The organism is Halogeometricum pallidum JCM 14848, from assembly GCF_000337095.1.
GTDB lineage: Archaea > Halobacteriota > Halobacteria > Halobacteriales > Haloferacaceae > Halogeometricum > Halogeometricum pallidum.
Map to the genome: position 1 here is coordinate 76,488 of NZ_AOIV01000037.1, position 15,724 is coordinate 92,211.

Genomic DNA, 15,724 nt, shown 5'->3' on the forward strand with positions numbered 1-15,724 from the left:
GGGCCGGAGAGACGGGGAACCGAAGGTCGGCGTCCGCCGACCCGCTCAGAACTCCCCGGCGACGATATCCGCGACTCGCTGCCGGTCGAACAGCTCCGCGTCGCCGGTCACCTCGCCGAACACGTCCGGATAGAGCTGTTTCGCGGCGCGTTCGGTGAGAAACAGGTTGTGGATGGGCCCCTGGTTGAGGTAGCCGCCGCGGTAGACGCGTCCCTCCCGTACGGCCGTCAGTTCGCCGCCCACCGCGTGGTCGCGCATGTACGCCAGCACCGTGTCCCGGAACTCGGTCGCCGAGTCGCGTTCGTGGCCGCGGATCAGTATCACGTCCGGGTCGACTTCGAGCAGGGTCTCGTAGTCGAGTTCGCCGCGGTTGGTCGTGCTCAGGTTCTCGATGTCGGTGCCGTCGAGGGCGTCGGTGACGCCCAGGTCGCGCCACTGCTTCTTGCTCGTCCCCTTGTCGTGCAGGCGGTACGGCGAGAACGTCTCGGGTTCGTCGGTGCCCTCGTAGGTGAGAAAGACGTTCGGCCGTTCGGACGCCGGCGGCAACTGCGACCGCAGGTTCGAGAGAAACTCCTCGTGGAGGGCGGCGAACGCTTCGTAACGCGCCTCCTCGCGGAACAGTCGCGCCACCTTCTCGAACGCTTCGTACAGGGTGTAGTACCGATAGTCGTGCCACTCGTCCGAGCGCCGGAAGATGAGGTTCCCGAAGAACGGCGCGACGTTCGTCGCCACCTCCTCGACGTCGTCCTCGCTCCAGTCGAACCAGTTGACGAGCATGTACGGGTCGTACAGGTGCACGTCGGCGTCGAGTTCGTAGAACTCCTCTTTCGTCCGGACCTCCGGATGTCCCTCTATCGTCTCTCGGTCGACGCTCACGCCGGGCAGTTCGTCGTAGACGTCGGTGTAGTAGCGGTCCGCGCCCCCGATGCCGGCGATTCCGCCGCCGTGCCCTAACGCGACGGCCATGTCCGCGTAGCCGCCGTCGTAGGCGACCCAACGTTCGGGTACCGACTCGAATCTAACCTCGCCCACCGGTTCCATCGACACGGTATAGGACCCCTCTCCCGCCGCGGCCGACTCCTCCGCCTCGGTCGCGGTCGATGACTCCGTCGCTGTCGCCGTCGCGCCCCCATCCGTCGCCGCCGGGACGGATTCGCTCCCCGCGGTACACCCGGCCAGCAGTCCGGCGCTCATCACCGCGCCGCCGTACGTCAGGTACCTCCGTCGCGTCGGCCTCTCGAACCTCTCGTCGTCTCGTGCCATGAGATTTAGGCTACCCTAAAAAGTTATAGACGTTCCGATTTTTCGGCGTGCCTAAAGAATCGAGGAGGACGCGTCGCTCGTCAGCGCTCGACGGCCGTCGCTTCTATCTGGACGGCCGCCTCGTCCGGCAGGTCGGCCACGCCGACGACGGTCATCGCGGGCCGTCGGTCCGCGAAGTAGGACTCGTACGCCGCCTCGATGTCGTCGGTGCGGTCTACGTCGGTCGTGTAGACGGTCGTTCGGAGTACGTCGTTCATCTCCACGCCGGCGCGTCGGGCGGCCGTCTCGACTCGTTCGAGGACGTCGACGGTCTGTTCTTCGACGTTCATCTCGTCGGCGTTCGCCCGAGTCGGAAACTTCCCGTCGAAGAACATGAGTTGGAGGTCCCGCTTCCGGATGCCGTACCCCGCGGTGGCGCTGAGACTGCGTACCGGGAGGAGGTCCACCGCTGTCACTCCATCCCCCACCACGTCGTCGACCACCTCGGCGACGGCGTCGTCTTCGAGTCCCGGCGCACCGACGGCGAGTACCGCTGGCGCATCCTCTACCCCGGCGAACAACCCATCGGCGACCTGTACGACGCCATCGAGTCGAACCTCCGGGAGGGGCTCGCTCTCGAAGTGTCGCACCTCTCCCGCGCCGGCAACTGGGACGTCGACTCGCGGGTCGCCGCGCAGTTGTCGCCCGCCCACTGGGAGGTGCTCGAAGCGGCCGTCGAGCACGGCTACTACTCCCGCCCGCGGGACGTGACCGTCGCGGAGTTGGCGTCGCTGCTGGACGTGCCCCGGTCGACGGTGCAGTACCGACTGCGGACGGCCGAAGACCTCATCGTCGAGCAGTTCGTCGACGCGGCGCTCTGAGGCCGACCCGACGGAAGAAGCGAGAACGAGGTCGGGGTTCGCCTCCTCTTCCTTCGGCCTCGGCTCGAAGATTCGGCCGCCGCAAGCGCGCCGAGTCGCTGCCAGAAATCGCCGCCGCAGTGCGGGGATTTTTGCGTCCCTCGCGTGCAGTCGCCGTATGCGCGCAGCCGTCTACCACGGTCCCGAGGACATCCGCGTCGAAGACGTCGAGGACCCGGAACTCGACTCGCCGCGGGGCGCCGTCGTTCGGGTGACGCACACCGCCGTCTGCGGGTCGGACCTCTGGTTCTACCGCGGTCGGAGCGACCGGGACGCACCCTCCCCGGTCGGCCACGAACCGATGGGCATCGTCGAGGAAGTCGGCGAGAAGGTGCGGTCGGTCGAACCCGGAGACCGGGTGTTCGCTCCGTTCGTCATCAGTTGCGGCTCCTGTGAGTACTGTCGCAAGGGGCTCCACACCTCCTGCGTCAACGGCGACTCGTGGGGCGGCGACAACGGCGGGGCACAGGGCGAACTCGTGCGCTGTCCGCACGCCGACGGCACGCTCGTCCGCGTTCCGGACCGCCACGCCGACGACGAGGATACGCTCGAAGCGCTCCTTCCTCTCACGGACGTGATGGGGACGGGCCACCACGCCGCGGTCAACGCGGGCGTCGAGGCGGGTTCGACCTGCGCCGTCGTCGGCGACGGGGCCGTCGGACTCTGCGGCGTCCTCGCGGCGCGGAGACTCGGCGCGGAGCGCATCATCGCCGTAGGCCACCACGAAGACCGCCTCGAAATCGCCGAGGAGTTCGGTGCGACGGACCTCGTCACCGAACGCGGCGAGGAGGCGATAGAACGGGTGAACGAGATGACGAAGGGCGGCGTGAACCACGTCTTGGAGTGCGTCGGCGCCACCTCGGCGATGGAGACGGCCACGGGCGTCTGCCGCCCCGGCGGCACCGTCGGCTACGTCGGCGTCCCGCACGGCATGGGCGACGGCTTGGACCTGCACGAGTTCTTCGGGAACAACATCTCCCTGCGCGGCGGCGTCGCCCCCGTCCGCGCCTACGCCGACGAACTGATGGCGGACGTGCTGCAGGGGACGCTTGACCCCTCCCCGGTGTTCACGAAGACCGTCGACCTGGACGGCGTTCCGGAGGGTTACGCCGCGATGGACGACCGCGAGGCGGTGAAAGTTCTCGTCAAACCCTGAGCGGGGGGCCCGTCTCTCGACGCGAGTCGTCGCGCTCTTCGAATTCCGACTCGACAAAAGACGACGTTTCGGCCGCGGGCGGCGTCTCAGCCCCGCCGTCCGACGGGCCGTTACGCCGAGGATTTCTCGGGGAACTCGTAGGCGATGCCGCCGTCGGACGTCACCGTCACGCGGCCGCCCTCGTAGTCGAAACTGATCTCGAAGCGCGCGTTCGAGGACGCCTGCAACAGGTTCTCGATGGCGTCAGGGTCAGTCACGCGCGAGAGCGGTCGGAGCTCCCACGGTTGGCAGCCCTTCGCTTCTGCGACGAGCGACACGATCTCCAGCGTCGCGCTCTCGCGAACGTGCGGGTCTCCCACTGCGTGAGTTCCTCCGTTGGATGACGTTTGTGACATAGGTGTTCTCCCGGTCGACAGCCCTCCGAGCGACCGCCGCGTCGGGGTTACCGAACGCATCTCTCGGATCGACTGAAGCTCTATCTTACCTGTCGCATACAATGTTATAATACTTATCGTGAAATTCTCACTATTGGTATCTTAGCGCACGGATTGGGTATGTTCCGCAAACCCTGCGACCCCCGACCGGACGGTCGACCGACGACCCCAGTCCGCGTCGTCGTGAAAAATATTCGAGAAGTCGGTACGCAATCCTACCCGCGAGTGTTAGCATTTTATTGACCGATAGATTGAAACTCTTCTCCGATTATCAGTCCTTTCATGAGTCTCGAACGACCGCAGGACGTGCCCCCCGAATGGTGTCCGGACTGCGGCGACGAACTGCTGTTCAGTGGAACCCAGTCGGCCGGCTACGCGCAGTTCTTCTGTCAGAACTGCCGATACCGGCACGACGTGTACGTCGGGTGTGCGGCGAGTGGCCCGGCTACCGACGACTCGGTGACCGCGTCGGGCGACCGGTAACGGCGCACGCGGACTTACCGGGAGTCGTACGCTCGGCGCGCTCGTTCGAATTATTCGACGACGACGACGCCCTTCATGCCGAGCGACCGGTGCGGCAGGCAGGCGTACTTCGCGACGCCCGACGCGTCGAATTCGTGCGAGAACGTCGTTCCCTCGTCGCCCGTGAGTTCGCTCCGGAACGACCCGTCCTTGGCGACGACGTTGTGGGCGCTGCCGACCCCCGTCCACTCCCACGTGACCGTCGTCCCCGACGAGACGCGGAGGACGACGGGGGCAAACGCGAAGTAGCCGCCGTTCCCCTCGGTGCCGACGCGCACGCGAACGTCCGAGGCGTCCGTCCGGTCGACGAGGGAATCCGCGCCTTCGACGCCGTCTAACCACCCGTCGAACGTCCGGTCGTTCGGTTCGGTGTCGCCCCGGGGCGTCGCCGCGTCGTTCGTCCCCCCTCCATCGCCGATGCAACCGGCCACGAGAGGGCCCGCCGCGGTCGTCACCGCGACGCCGCGGAGGAGGTGCCGTCTTGAAGTGCGTTCGTCGTACACGAGTGCTCTCCCTATCCGTCGTCGCGCCGATATATCCCGGTTTCCTTCCGGTCCGTTCGACCGGTCGCCGTTCTCAGCAGTCCGGTCCCGAGGTCGTGCGGAAGCGCCGGTGTGGGCGACTCCTAGGCGACCCGCTCGACCGCATTGCCGAGTGAACCTATAGTCTCTGAAGCGTCTGTTCTCTCGCACTACAGTCGCGGATCGAGTCTCCCCGTCTTTCGATGTCGGCCACCGATAGATACTCGCGGCTTGGCTAACGGATGGGCCGAAATTCGAGGTAAGCCTGATTTTGTGTACTCACATATTGAGTGCGTTCGCATATATCCCGGTGGTCTATCTGCAGACATCTATTCATATTCGAAATACAATTCTATTTTGGCGATTTAGGTCGTTAATAGGTAGTGTAAGTACTCTAAAACCCCAAATTTAGGACTATTTGGGGATTTGACAATCTAAGGTACGTACCCTGGGTATTGAGATGCTGTGGTAGTGTCCTTCTGCGCCTAATATAGACCTATTTCGATGAAATCCCCATAGAACGGGTCAGATAAAGATAGGCGCATTTCTCCTAGTCGCACGTCTCTGTCGGTCTTGACTCGATGTGCCTCGTTGTAACGCGGGCGGATCACTGTACTCCTGACTTTCGGTGAGTTGGCGGTACTACCACCCGTAACGTTCGTCGTCTTCGCCTTATCGACGTTCTACGGGCCCTCCGAGTCGTGCACCCGCGCTTTCCCCGTGCTCTCGGTCCGCTACCGTCGACGAGGAACATCGCGAATCCACCTCGGTAACGGTGGCATCGCGCGTTCGTCCACAGTCCTCGTCCGAACACTCTCGTTCTGGATACGAGAACGCGACGACGCAGAGTGAGACAATCACAGTCACGAACCTTTCCTCGCAATCGCTTAGCACGCTATTTCCTTACATTCATAGTTTTGTAATGTAAAGGACGCTCCACCACATTCGCCACCGATATCTCTCCGAGAATACCTCGCTCGACTCTCGTTACGTCCGTATTCTGTGATAGCGAGACTCTCTCGTGCTCGCGTATCCTCGTTCTCTGGTTCAAAACGAATGCTCGGAGACATTTCTGCCATCGAGATGTCCTCGTACTCGTCCACACGGGGTTTTTTCTCGCCAAAACTGCGTTCTCGATGGTAGAACCGATTCACCGGTTTCTCTCGGTTTGTCGGTCCGATCCGAGCGAACTCGGTTCCAAGGTTCGATGAAAGTCACGGCCGCGAACACCTAATACGACCGAAACGACCGATCGATTTATGCCTCCCGCGCAATCACCGAATGACCGTATGACAGACGCGCAGGTTACAGTCCATACCCAAGCAGTCATCGATCGGATCGAACCCGAAGTTCACAGCCATTTCTCGGAACATCTCGGACGGTGTGTCTACGACGGCGTCTGGCGTAGCGAGAACGACGACGAGGACGGCTACCGCGACGACGTGGTCTCGCTCCTCGAGGACCTGGAGATGCCCGTACTCCGGTGGCCGGGCGGCTGCTTCGCGGACGACTACCACTGGGAGGACGGCGTCGGACCCGTCGAGGACCGACCCCGCCGTCGCAACCTCTTCTGGGCGCAGGATACCGACGAGGTGCCCGAGGAGTCCAACGAGTTCGGAACCGACGAATTTCTGCGGCTCTGCGAGCGACTCGACACCGAGCCTTACCTCGCGGCCAACGTCGGGTCGGGGGACCCACAGGAGGCGGCCGACTGGGTGGAGTACTGCAACTACGAGGGGGACACCGAACTCGCCGACCGACGCCGAGAGAACGGCCACGAGGACGGGTACGGCGTGAAATACTGGGGAATCGGCAACGAGAACTGGGGCTGTGGCGGTCGAATGAGCCCCGAGCAGTACGCGCGCGAGTACCGCCGGTTTGCAACGTACGTCGGGAGCATGGACAATCTGATGCTCGAGGACGACCTCGAACTCATCGCGTGCGGGTTCGAGGACCACGAGTGGAACCACCGATTCATGGAGGAGGTCGGAAACAGCGCGTGGGGCGTGCACTTCCCGCTCGACCATCTCACGCTCCACCACTACTACGGGCGGACGATGAGCGTCGTCGACTCCGAGACGGACGAAGACGACTACGAGCAGATGCTGGTCGAGGCGCTCGAGATGAACCACCACATCGAACGGATCGCCGCGGCGGTCAACGCGGTCGCGACCACCGACGACATCGGCATCATCATCGACGAGTGGGGGACGTGGCACACCGAGGCCGTCTCGGAGAACGGTCTCGAACAGCCCGGAACCGCACTCGACGCGCTGTCGGCCGCCGCGATGCTCGACGTCTTCAACCACCACGCCGACGTGATGACGATGTCGAACATCGCCCAGACGGTCAACGTGCTCCAGTGTCTCGTCGAGACCGACGGCGACGACGCGTGGGCGCGACCGACCTACCGCGTGTTCGATCTCTACGCCCCCCACAAGGGGAACGACGCGGTCACCACCTCCGTCGACGCGCCCGAGCGCGACGTCGACGACGAGGAGCTCCCGCTTGTCGGCGCTTCAGCGTCCCTCGACGACGACGGCACGTTCGTCACCCTCACCAACCTCGACGTCCGCGAGAGCCGGACCGTCGAGGTGTCGCTCGAAGGCCTCGACGCCGACGCGGCCGACGTGGAGGCGGAGGTGCTGTTCGCCGACAACGAACTCGACGTCGAGGTCACCGCCGACAACGCCGAGGAGTTCGCGCGCCAGGAACTCGACGTCTCCGTCGAAGAGGGGAGTCTCGTCGCGGACCTCGCACCCGGAGCGGTCGCGGGCATCTCGGTCCGGTAGTCGGACGGTCTCCATCCGTCGAGCCTTTTTCGACCGAATGCGCCGAGGAGTCGGAACTCAGGCGTCGTCGCAGAGTTCGTCCGCCAGCGCCGCGAGCACCGCGGTCGCGGTGGGGTGCGAGCCGTAGCCGTCGGTGACGCGGAGGGTGCACGCCCCGAGTTGTCCGTCGCCCGCCGACCGCGAGAGCGCGACGGCGCCGGTGTTGGCGAGCCAGCCTTCGGTGTATCCCGCGAACGTCTCGCCAGCGGGATCGGAGTCCACGGCGTACGCGTAGGGGTAGAGACCCTCGAACGCCCACCCCGGAACGACGTCGACGTCCAGGAGGAGCGTCTGGGAGACGAACGACGCGCAGAGGTTCCAGCTCTCCTCCTCGGGGAGGTCGGTGAAGGAGAACTCGTCGGACCCGTCCATCCGACCCTCGGAGTCGGGGAGGAGCGCCGCCGCGCCGCCGGCCTCGACGAACTCGCGGGTCGCGTCGTCGACTCGGGTGACGAACGCCACGTCGCAGTCCTCGGGGTCGTCGACGACCGACGGTCCGTCATCGTCCGCCAACGCGCGCCGGAGGCCGTCGTGGTCGGTGTAGACGGTGCGGTCGTCGAGACCGACGTTGCGCGAGACGACCGTGAGCGACGCCTCGTCCGCGGCGTCGACCGTCGCTCCGACGAGTTCGGCGCTCACCGACCCGTCGCGGACACCTTCGACGGACGGTGCGTCGACCGAAATCCCGCCCGCGAGCCGCTCGTTTCCGAACGGCTCGACCGAGACCCCGGTTTCGCCCGTCTCACCGAACGCCTCCCACCGGAGCGTCCCTTCGATGCGCTCGCCAGTGTCGTTGACGACCGCGAGGTCTGCTTCGACCCGCCCGTCGTCCCAGTATACGTGCGCGTCGGGGCGAACCTGTACCGCGACCGGCGCGTTGGCTCGCGCGAACGCGTCGACGGATGCCTTCTCCTCGCGGAGGTAGTCGAGGAGGCCGTTGAACTCCCACTCGATGTCGGTCAACTCGGTGACGACGTAGCCGGCGACGCCCTCGTGACTCCGCATGTCAGCGATACTCTCGGCGATCGAGAGACATTCTCGACGCTGCCACGCGTCGGCCAGGTCGTCGAGATCGTCGAAGGTGTCCGAGAGGTGGCTCGCCTCGAACCGGTCGCGGACGCCCGCGGGCGACTTCAACCCCGAGAGGAAGCCGTGGCGGTACCAGTGGGGCTCGCCGTCGTAGTGGGATTCGAGCGCGTCGACCGACGGAAGCCCCCACGTGCCGAACTCCGAAATCAGGAGCGGGGCCGGGTCGGGGTCGTCGACGCCGTAGTTCTCCGCGGGGTCGTCGACGATGCGGTCGAGTTGCTCGCGCCACGCGTCGGCGCGGTCGGGGACGACGAAGTACTCGTGGTAGTCGTTGAGGTCGGTGACCACGTGCGCCCACCCGGAGTTGTCGCACACCAGTCGGGTCGGATCGCGCTCGCGCGCCGACTCGAAGAACGACGCGAGGAACTCCTGTTTCTCGCCGTCGGTCCACAGCGACTCCTCTTCGTCTTCGTAGAGTCCCCCGATTCCCCACTCCTCGTTGTAGAGGCTCCACGCGATCACGCTCGGCCGGTTGAAGTCGCGTTCGACCAGCCCCGCGAACTGGTCGCGGACGGCCTCGCGGGACGCCTCGGAGTAGGCGCTCGGATTCGCGGGCTCCTCCCAGACGAGCATCCCAATCTCGTCGGCGAGTTCGAGAAACCGCGGGTGGGCGGGCTTGATGTGCTTTCTGAGGAGGTTGAACCCCATCTCCTTCGCGGCGCGAATCTCCGTTTCGAACGTGCCGAGGTCGGCGGGGCGGTAGAACGTGTCGGGGTAGAACGCCTGGTCCAGCGCCCCCCGGACGAATAGCGGGTCGCCGTTGAGGAAGAGTTCGTCCTCCGACCGTTCGACGCTCCGCATGCCGAACGTGTCGGCGTAGGCGTCGATTCGGTCGCCGCCGCGGCCGAGGTCAACGGCCACCTCGTACAGGTGGGGGGTGTCGGGCGTCCAGTAGTCGGGGTCGTCGAGTGCGAGGGTTACGCTCGCCGTTCCGTCGTCGCCGACCGGGGCCGTCCGACTCGCCACCTCCGTCCCGTCCGAGCGAATCCGGACGTCCGCGGAGAGGTCCGCCAACGGCTCCCCTTCCTCGGGGGCCGTCACGGACACGTCGACCCGGGCGGTGTCGTCGCTCAGGTCCGGCGTGACGCGGGCGTCGCGAACCCGAACTTCGGGAACGACCGCGAGGTCGACCCGCTGCCAGAGTCCGCTGACGCGGGTGTACCACGGTTCGCCCTGCTTCCCGTGGGGAATCTCGGAGATATCCTCGGGGTCTTCGACCCGGACCGCGACCGTATTCTCCCCGGCGACCAGCGCGTCGGTGACGTCGAACCTGAAGGGGAGATACCCCTCGCGGTTGCAACCGACGCGTTCGCCGTTGACCCAGACGGTGGCGTCGTAGTCGGCGGCACCGAAGTACAGCACCGCCCGCCGGTCGTCGTCGACGGCGTCCAAGTCCACCGTTCGCCGGTACCACGCGACGCCGACGTACTCCCGGAGATCCGCTTCTTCCTGCCAGGAGTGGGGGACCGACACCTCGCGGGGGTCCTCCCACGCCGCGTCGGGGTCGTACCACCCCTCCGTCCGGCCGTCGTCCTCGGGGTCGGTCGCGAACTCCCAGTCGCCGGAGAGTTCGCGCGTCGGGTCGCGCGTGAGCGTCGTCCGTTGCATGACTTCCTGTGCTCTGCCGTACCATATCATGCTTTGCACTCGTCGACGAATCCGCCAACTGAACGGCCCGCTCCGTATCGGCGACGAACGAACGGATTCGGGACGCTCGCGCGACGGAACCGCAGAACATGATCGAACCCGAGAGAGAACATTTATTATAATTAAGCATAGCCGTTCTAGGGAAATGGTATCCGATACCACGAAGCGCGCGGAAGACGATACTACCAGTCCGAGCGGAGCGTCCGACAGCCTCGGTCGCCGCCGATTCGTCGCCGCGGCGGGTGCGGTCGGTATCGGCGGCCTCGGGGGCTGTATGGGCGTCGCTGGTGGGCAGAGTAGTAACGAAACCGTACTCGACTACTGGACACTGTTCGGCGGCGGCGACGGCGAGATAATGGCGTCGATCATCGACAAGTTCAACGAGCAACGTCCGCTCGGCGAGAACGTCCGCATCAACCGCCAGCGGACCCCGTGGGCCGAACACTACACCCGTCTGTTCACATCGATGACCGGGGGGAAGCCCCCCGACATCGCCATCTCGCACGCGTCGTATCTCCGTCAGTTTCAGGACGCGCTCGTCGACATCAGCGACAACTTGAACTCGAACGACTACGTGGATACCATCCTCGACGCCTGCCGTATCGACGGCGGCCAGTACGCGGTGCCCATGGACTCTCACCCCGTGGGCCTGTACTACAACATTGACCTCCTCCGCGAGGCGGGCGTGGAACCGCCCATCGATAGCTTCTCGAAGTTCCAAGAGGCGTGCAACGCCATCCTCGAAAACACCGACGCGCTGCCCTTCAGTCCCGACCCCTACTGGGGCGGCGGCGGCGGGTTCAGACAGTGGTTCATGGGACTTCACCAGTACGAGGGGAGCATGTTCAACGACGACCACACCGAGGTGACGTTCGGGGGGGACGCCGGAACGCGGTCCCTCGACTTCCTCGCCAGCATCTCCGGCGAACGGGGGTGGGACCGCCCCGACATCTCCGCCGACCGGGTTGCCCGGGGCATCCGGAACGGATCGGTCGCGATGACCGTCAACGGAACGTGGTACGTGAGCGTTATGCAGGAGCAGAACTACGAGTGGGGGTTCGACAAACCCCGCGTCTTCCCGGAGGCTCAGCAGCTCCGGTCGACGGCGGACAGCCACACCATCGTCGTCCCCAAGCAGCCAAACCTGAGCGACGAACGGGTACAGCTCTCGGTCGACGCGGCGGAGTGGATCACGCAGGAGAACCCCTCGTGGGGCGCACAGGCGGGCCACCTCCCGGCGTACAGCCCCATCCTCAACAGCGACGCGCTCCGGAAGTCGGTGCTGTGGGACAAGACGCTAAAATACTTCGCGGAGATGGCCGCCGACGGACACCTCGCCTACTGGCCCCAACTCGGAAACGCTGACATGTACGCGACGAGCAACTGGACGTGGATCACCGACGCCTACGCCCAGAACACTCCCGTCGATGCGGCCATTCAGCAGGGCGTCGAAGCGTGGAACTCGGCCATACAGTAACTCGAACCGACAACCGATACAGAAACCACACAGACACACACCATGGCAACAACAGACAAACTCGACGGAATAACCCCCGAAAGTCGCTCCGGACGGGAACTGATGGAGGGCGTCCTGTTCGCCTCGCCCTACCTGATTATCTTCGGCGTGTTCCTGCTCCTTCCGCTACTTATCGGCGGATACATGAGCCTCTTCGATTGGAACGCGCTCGCGCCCGCCGAATCGACGTTTATCGGGCTGGACAACTACGCGCGACTGCTCGCAGACGAGCAGTTCCAAAACGCCCTCTTCAACACGGCGTACTTCGCGGTCCTCACCGTACCGTCGATTCTCCTGGTCGGTCTCGGCCTCGCCCTCGGCGTCAACCGCGACATCAAGGGGCAGGGCTTCCTGCGGGCCATCTTCTTCAGCCCCTACATCCTGACGGTGTCGGTCGCGGCCATCCTCTGGACCGACCTCTACTCGACGCAGTACGGAGTCATCAACTACTACCTCGGAATGGTGATGTCGAACCCGCCCCAGTGGCTCCAGTCGCGACTGTTCGCGATGCCCGCCATCGCGCTGACGACCGTCTGGTGGCTGGTCGGGTTCAGCTTCGTCATCCTGCTGTCGGCGAGACAGAGCGTCCCGGAGTATCTCTACGAGGCGGCCAAACTCGACGGCGCGGGGACGTGGCGGCAGTTCCGGGACGTGACCGTCCCGCAGATGCGCGGCGCCATCTTCTTCGTCATCGTCATCAACCTCATCTGGGCGTTCCAGGTGTACGGTCAACCGTACGTGATGACCGCGGGCGGTCCGGGGCAGGCGACCGAAACGCTCGTGATGTACCTGTATCAGGCGGCGTTCAACCAGCGGAGCTTCGGTTACGCGTCCGCGATCGGGTACGTGCTGACGGCGATTCTCGTCGGCGTTTCAATCGCGAACTACTACCTGCTCGGAGGCGACAATGAGTGAAGCGACCGCGGATCAGAGCCAGCGCCAAGAAGAGGTCGGGTCGTCCACGACGACCGGGTTCTCGATGCGGAACGTCCTCGTCCACGTCGCGATGTACGGGGCGGCGCTGGTGTTCGTCATCCCTTACGCGTACATGATCTCCACGTCGCTCAAGACGTCGGAGGCGGCCGTCGCGACGGGGATGAACTGGATTCCCAACCCGATCACGCTGGGTTCGTACATCCAACTGTTCGCCACCTCGCAGATTCTCCAGTGGGGGCTGAACACGCTGCTGATATCGTCTATCACGACGCTACTCGTGCTGTTGATCGACTCGATGATCGCCTTCTCGCTCACCCGACTCGAGTGGAAGGGACAGCGCTACCTGCTCGCGCTCATCGTCGCGAGCTTCATGGTGCCGGGGTTCGTCAACATCATCCCGCTGTACCTCGTCATCGCGGAACTGGGGCTGATCAACAACTACCTCGCGGTCATCCTGCCGTTCGCGGCCGGACCGCTCGGGGTGTTCCTCCTCGTGCAGTTCTTCCGCGACATCCCGTACGAACTGCAGGAGGCGGCCCAACTCGACGGCTTCTCCAACTTCCGCATCTACACGCGGATGATACTTCCGCTGTCGAAGTCCATCCTGACCGCCCTTGCGCTGTTCATGTTCGTCTGGAGCTGGAATCAGTTCCTCTGGCCGCTCATCGTGCTCCAGAGCGAGGCCGCTTACACGCTTCCCATCGGGGTAGTCGTCCTCCGAGACAACTTCACGATTCAGCCTGCGCTGACGATGGCGTCCGCCGTCGTCGCCTCGGGCCCGCTGTTCATCCTGTTCCTCCTCCTGCAGGAACAGCTCATGACGGCCGTCGAGATGCAGGGCGTGACGTAACACTGTTAACGGTCCCCGTCCCTCGTTGGAGGGATGAGGGACGCTGACACGAAAACGGTGTATCGGTCGTTCGTTTCCGCGGTGCGGTTTTTCTACGAGCACGGTCCGCGACTCGTCGCGATAAGCGCGCTCTGGTTCCTCTGTTCGGTCCCTCTCGTCACCGTCGGCCCCGCGACGCTCGGCGCGTACGCGGCGGTCACGTCGCTCCGCGAGGGATACACGTTCGACCGGGAGCGGGTCGCGGCAACGCTCAAGCGCCACGGCCTCTCGGCCACGTTACTCTCCGGGGTTCCGCTCGCGTTCGCGGCCATCGCGGGACTGTACGCCCGGCGCTACCTCCTCGAGCGATCGACCGTCGCGCTCGTTCTCGGGGTTATCACGACGTACGCCGCGGCGTACACCGCGCTCGTGCTGATTCCGACGTTCGCCGGCCTCGCCGCCGGCGAGGACCTCGAACCCGCGGTCAGAGCCGGGATCAGGTGGACCGGACGGAACGCGCTCGGAGCGGTGATGATCGGAATGGGAACGATCGTCCTGTTCGCCGTGACCGGCGCGCTCACCATCGCGTTCGTCGTCGTCTTCGGCGGCATGGTGGCGGCGTTCCACCTCGAAGCCCTGCTCGGTCCGCCGCCGAAATCGGAGGCGGCGGAGGACCACTGGTCGCCCTACGAGAGCGCCCGGCGTTAGCCCGGGCGACGGTTGGCGTCCGACTCCGATTTCGGCTCTGCGGTTCGGTTTCGGAGCTCCGATCCGAGTAACGGAGTCGCACCGACGAGGGGAACGCGGAGCTACCGGTATTCGAGCGGAGAACGGCTCGGACCGAAGGAGAGCTTCGGCGTTACGGACGTTCGGAACGGGCGTCGCGGAAACAGTCCCCGAAGGGACTCACGTTCGCTGCGCGGTCGGTTCGCGCGTCTGCTCGTCGACTCGGCCCGTGTCCACCATCACGTTGTTGCCGCTCGCGCGGTCGAAGATGTGCATCTTCGCTTCGTCGAACGTGACGGATATCTCGTCGCCCTCGTCGTAGTGGTAATCCCCCATCACGCGCATGGTGAACTCGACGCCGTTCGACCGGAGGTAGAAGTAGTTATCGTCGCCGACGGGTTCGTGGACGTCGAGTTGAGCCGATATCGCGTCGGCGGAGTCCCGCTCGGTGAAGTGGATGTGTTCCGGCCGGACGCCGAGCACGAGGGTATCCGAGGAGGCTCGCTCGTTGATGCGCTCTCTCGTCTCGGGCGACACCTCGTAGGAGAGCGCTTCGCCCGTGAGCGTAGAGCCCTGGAGTTCCACGTCGAAGAAGTTCATCGACGGCGACCCGATGAAGTCGGCGACGAACAGGTTGGCGGGCCGGTTGAACACCTCCTTGGGCGTCCCCACCTGCTGGAGGTTCCCTCCGTCGAGGATTACCACCCGATCGGACATCGTGAGCGCCTCCTCTTGGTCGTGCGTGACGTACACCGTCGTGGTCTCCAAGTCGTCCTGAATCCGTTGGAGCTCCGTCCGCATGTGCGCGCGGAGTTTCGCGTCGAGGTTCGACAGCGGTTCGTCCATCAGGAACACTTCCGGCTCTCGGACTATCGCTCGGCCCGTCGCGACACGCTGTTGTTGGCCGCCCGAGAGTCCGGCGGGTTTCTTGTCGAGTTGGTCCTCGATACCCATCATCTCCGCCGCCTCCTCGACGCGGTCGGTTATCTCCTCGCTCGAGAGATCAGATGTCAGCTTCAGTCCGTACGACATGTTCTTCCTGACCGTCATGTGGGGGTACAGCGCGTAGTTCTGAAACACCATCGCGACGTTGCGGTCCTGCGCCGGCACGTCGTTCACCATCCGGTCGCCGATACTGATTTTTCCGCCGGATATCTCTTCGAGTCCGGCGAGCATCCGCAGCAGCGTCGATTTCCCCGATCCGGAGGGACCGACGACCGTGATGAACTCTCCGTCCTCGATGTCCAGAGAGAAGTCCTCGACCGCCACGATGTCGCCCTCGTACACCTTCCGCACGTGCTCAAATCGTACTTCGCTCATGATTACCCGTTAACTACTACGCAGTGGGTTGTATA

Annotated in this window: 13 protein-coding genes and 1 pseudogene; 8 read left to right on the forward strand and 6 right to left on the reverse strand. The window is 64.7% G+C overall.

The annotated features are described in order from the left end of the window. Positions 1-45: 45 nt before the first annotated feature. Entirely contained in the window at positions 46-1,263 is a 1,218-nt protein-coding gene (locus C474_RS14855) for an ABC transporter substrate-binding protein (RefSeq protein ID WP_008388254.1), read from the reverse strand. An 80-nt stretch (positions 1,264-1,343) separates the two neighbouring features. Continuing rightward, positions 1,344-1,637: a RidA family protein gene (locus C474_RS14860; RefSeq protein ID WP_008388256.1), complete on the reverse strand. Its 294-nt coding sequence runs from the start codon at positions 1,635-1,637 to the stop codon at positions 1,344-1,346. Between the two features lie 54 nt (positions 1,638-1,691). Between C474_RS14860 and C474_RS14865 the strand changes: the two are divergent. Together C474_RS14865 and C474_RS14870 are read left to right on the forward strand one after the other, a co-directional pair. Beyond that, positions 1,692-2,123 (forward strand): annotated as a pseudogene (locus C474_RS14865) (helix-turn-helix domain-containing protein); the annotation flags it as partial. Between the two features lie 157 nt (positions 2,124-2,280). Further along, on the forward strand, positions 2,281-3,318 hold the full coding sequence (locus C474_RS14870; RefSeq protein ID WP_008388260.1) for a zinc-dependent alcohol dehydrogenase family protein: 1,038 nt from the start codon (positions 2,281-2,283) through the stop codon (positions 3,316-3,318). A gap of 110 nt (positions 3,319-3,428) precedes the next feature. On the opposite strand, the gene C474_RS14875 is transcribed toward C474_RS14870, so the two are convergent. Next, the gene (locus C474_RS14875; RefSeq protein ID WP_008388262.1) at positions 3,429-3,677 is read right to left on the reverse strand and encodes a HalOD1 output domain-containing protein; all 249 of its coding nucleotides are present in this window, start codon (positions 3,675-3,677) and stop codon (positions 3,429-3,431) included. 357 nt (positions 3,678-4,034) lie between these two features. Here C474_RS14875 and C474_RS14880 point away from each other — a divergent pair, with 357 nt between their 5' ends. Next, positions 4,035-4,235, forward strand: a complete 201-nt coding sequence (locus tag C474_RS14880) for an HVO_2142 family zinc finger protein (protein ID WP_008388263.1) — start codon at positions 4,035-4,037, stop codon at positions 4,233-4,235. A gap of 50 nt (positions 4,236-4,285) precedes the next feature. Here C474_RS14880 and C474_RS14885 read toward each other — a convergent pair whose 3' ends face one another. Further along, positions 4,286-4,777 carry a halocyanin domain-containing protein gene (locus C474_RS14885; RefSeq protein WP_008388265.1) on the reverse strand — a complete coding sequence of 164 codons (492 nt, stop codon included), beginning with the start codon at positions 4,775-4,777 and terminating at the stop codon, positions 4,286-4,288. Positions 4,778-6,084: 1,307 nt separating this feature from the next. On the opposite strand from C474_RS14885, the gene C474_RS14890 reads away from it, so the two are divergent. Further along, positions 6,085-7,587, forward strand: coding sequence for an alpha-N-arabinofuranosidase (locus C474_RS14890; protein ID WP_008388266.1), 1,503 nt, complete (start codon positions 6,085-6,087; stop codon positions 7,585-7,587). A 57-nt stretch (positions 7,588-7,644) separates the two neighbouring features. Here C474_RS14890 and C474_RS14895 read toward each other — a convergent pair whose 3' ends face one another. Next, positions 7,645-10,323, reverse strand: a complete 2,679-nt coding sequence (locus C474_RS14895) for a glycoside hydrolase family 2 protein (RefSeq protein WP_049917060.1) — start codon at positions 10,321-10,323, stop codon at positions 7,645-7,647. Positions 10,324-10,507: 184 nt separating this feature from the next. Here C474_RS14895 and C474_RS14900 point away from each other — a divergent pair, with 184 nt between their 5' ends. The 4 genes from C474_RS14900 to C474_RS14915 are packed head-to-tail and all read left to right on the forward strand — an operon-like array spanning position 10,508 to position 14,351. Beyond that, positions 10,508-11,839, forward strand: coding sequence for an extracellular solute-binding protein (locus C474_RS14900; RefSeq protein WP_008388269.1), 1,332 nt, complete (start codon positions 10,508-10,510; stop codon positions 11,837-11,839). Between the two features lie 42 nt (positions 11,840-11,881). Then, on the forward strand, positions 11,882-12,793 hold the full coding sequence (locus C474_RS14905; protein WP_049917061.1) for a carbohydrate ABC transporter permease: 912 nt from the start codon (positions 11,882-11,884) through the stop codon (positions 12,791-12,793). Next, positions 12,786-13,664: a carbohydrate ABC transporter permease gene (locus C474_RS14910; protein ID WP_008388273.1), complete on the forward strand. Its 879-nt coding sequence runs from the start codon at positions 12,786-12,788 to the stop codon at positions 13,662-13,664. The genes C474_RS14905 and C474_RS14910 overlap by 8 nt, the downstream gene beginning before the upstream one ends. Positions 13,665-13,697: 33 nt before the next feature. Further along, entirely contained in the window at positions 13,698-14,351 is a 654-nt protein-coding gene (locus C474_RS14915; protein WP_008388275.1) for a hypothetical protein, read from the forward strand. Between the two features lie 198 nt (positions 14,352-14,549). Here the strand turns inward: C474_RS14915 and C474_RS14920 are convergent, their stop codons facing one another. Next, positions 14,550-15,689 carry an ABC transporter ATP-binding protein gene (locus C474_RS14920; protein ID WP_049917062.1) on the reverse strand — a complete coding sequence of 380 codons (1,140 nt, stop codon included), beginning with the start codon at positions 15,687-15,689 and terminating at the stop codon, positions 14,550-14,552. Positions 15,690-15,724 lie beyond the last annotated feature (35 nt).

Bases quoted from the DNA above. Each gene is read 5' to 3' on its own strand.
- C474_RS14915 (WP_008388275.1), top strand. From the start codon at position 13,698: ATGAGGGACGCTGACACGAAAACGGTGTATCGGTCGTTCGTTTCCGCG.
- C474_RS14900 (WP_008388269.1), top strand. From the start codon at position 10,508: ATGGTATCCGATACCACGAAGCGCGCGGAAGACGATACTACCAGTCCG.
- C474_RS14855 (WP_008388254.1), bottom strand. From the start codon at position 1,263: ATGGCACGAGACGACGAGAGGTTCGAGAGGCCGACGCGACGGAGGTAC.
- C474_RS14880 (WP_008388263.1), top strand. From the start codon at position 4,035: ATGAGTCTCGAACGACCGCAGGACGTGCCCCCCGAATGGTGTCCGGAC.
- C474_RS14920 (WP_049917062.1), bottom strand. From the start codon at position 15,689: ATGAGCGAAGTACGATTTGAGCACGTGCGGAAGGTGTACGAGGGCGAC.
- C474_RS14905 (WP_049917061.1), top strand. From the start codon at position 11,882: ATGGCAACAACAGACAAACTCGACGGAATAACCCCCGAAAGTCGCTCC.
- C474_RS14910 (WP_008388273.1), top strand. From the start codon at position 12,786: ATGAGTGAAGCGACCGCGGATCAGAGCCAGCGCCAAGAAGAGGTCGGG.
- C474_RS14890 (WP_008388266.1), top strand. From the start codon at position 6,085: ATGACAGACGCGCAGGTTACAGTCCATACCCAAGCAGTCATCGATCGG.
- C474_RS14860 (WP_008388256.1), bottom strand. From the start codon at position 1,637: ATGTTCTTCGACGGGAAGTTTCCGACTCGGGCGAACGCCGACGAGATG.
- C474_RS14870 (WP_008388260.1), top strand. From the start codon at position 2,281: ATGCGCGCAGCCGTCTACCACGGTCCCGAGGACATCCGCGTCGAAGAC.
- C474_RS14895 (WP_049917060.1), bottom strand. From the start codon at position 10,323: ATGCAACGGACGACGCTCACGCGCGACCCGACGCGCGAACTCTCCGGC.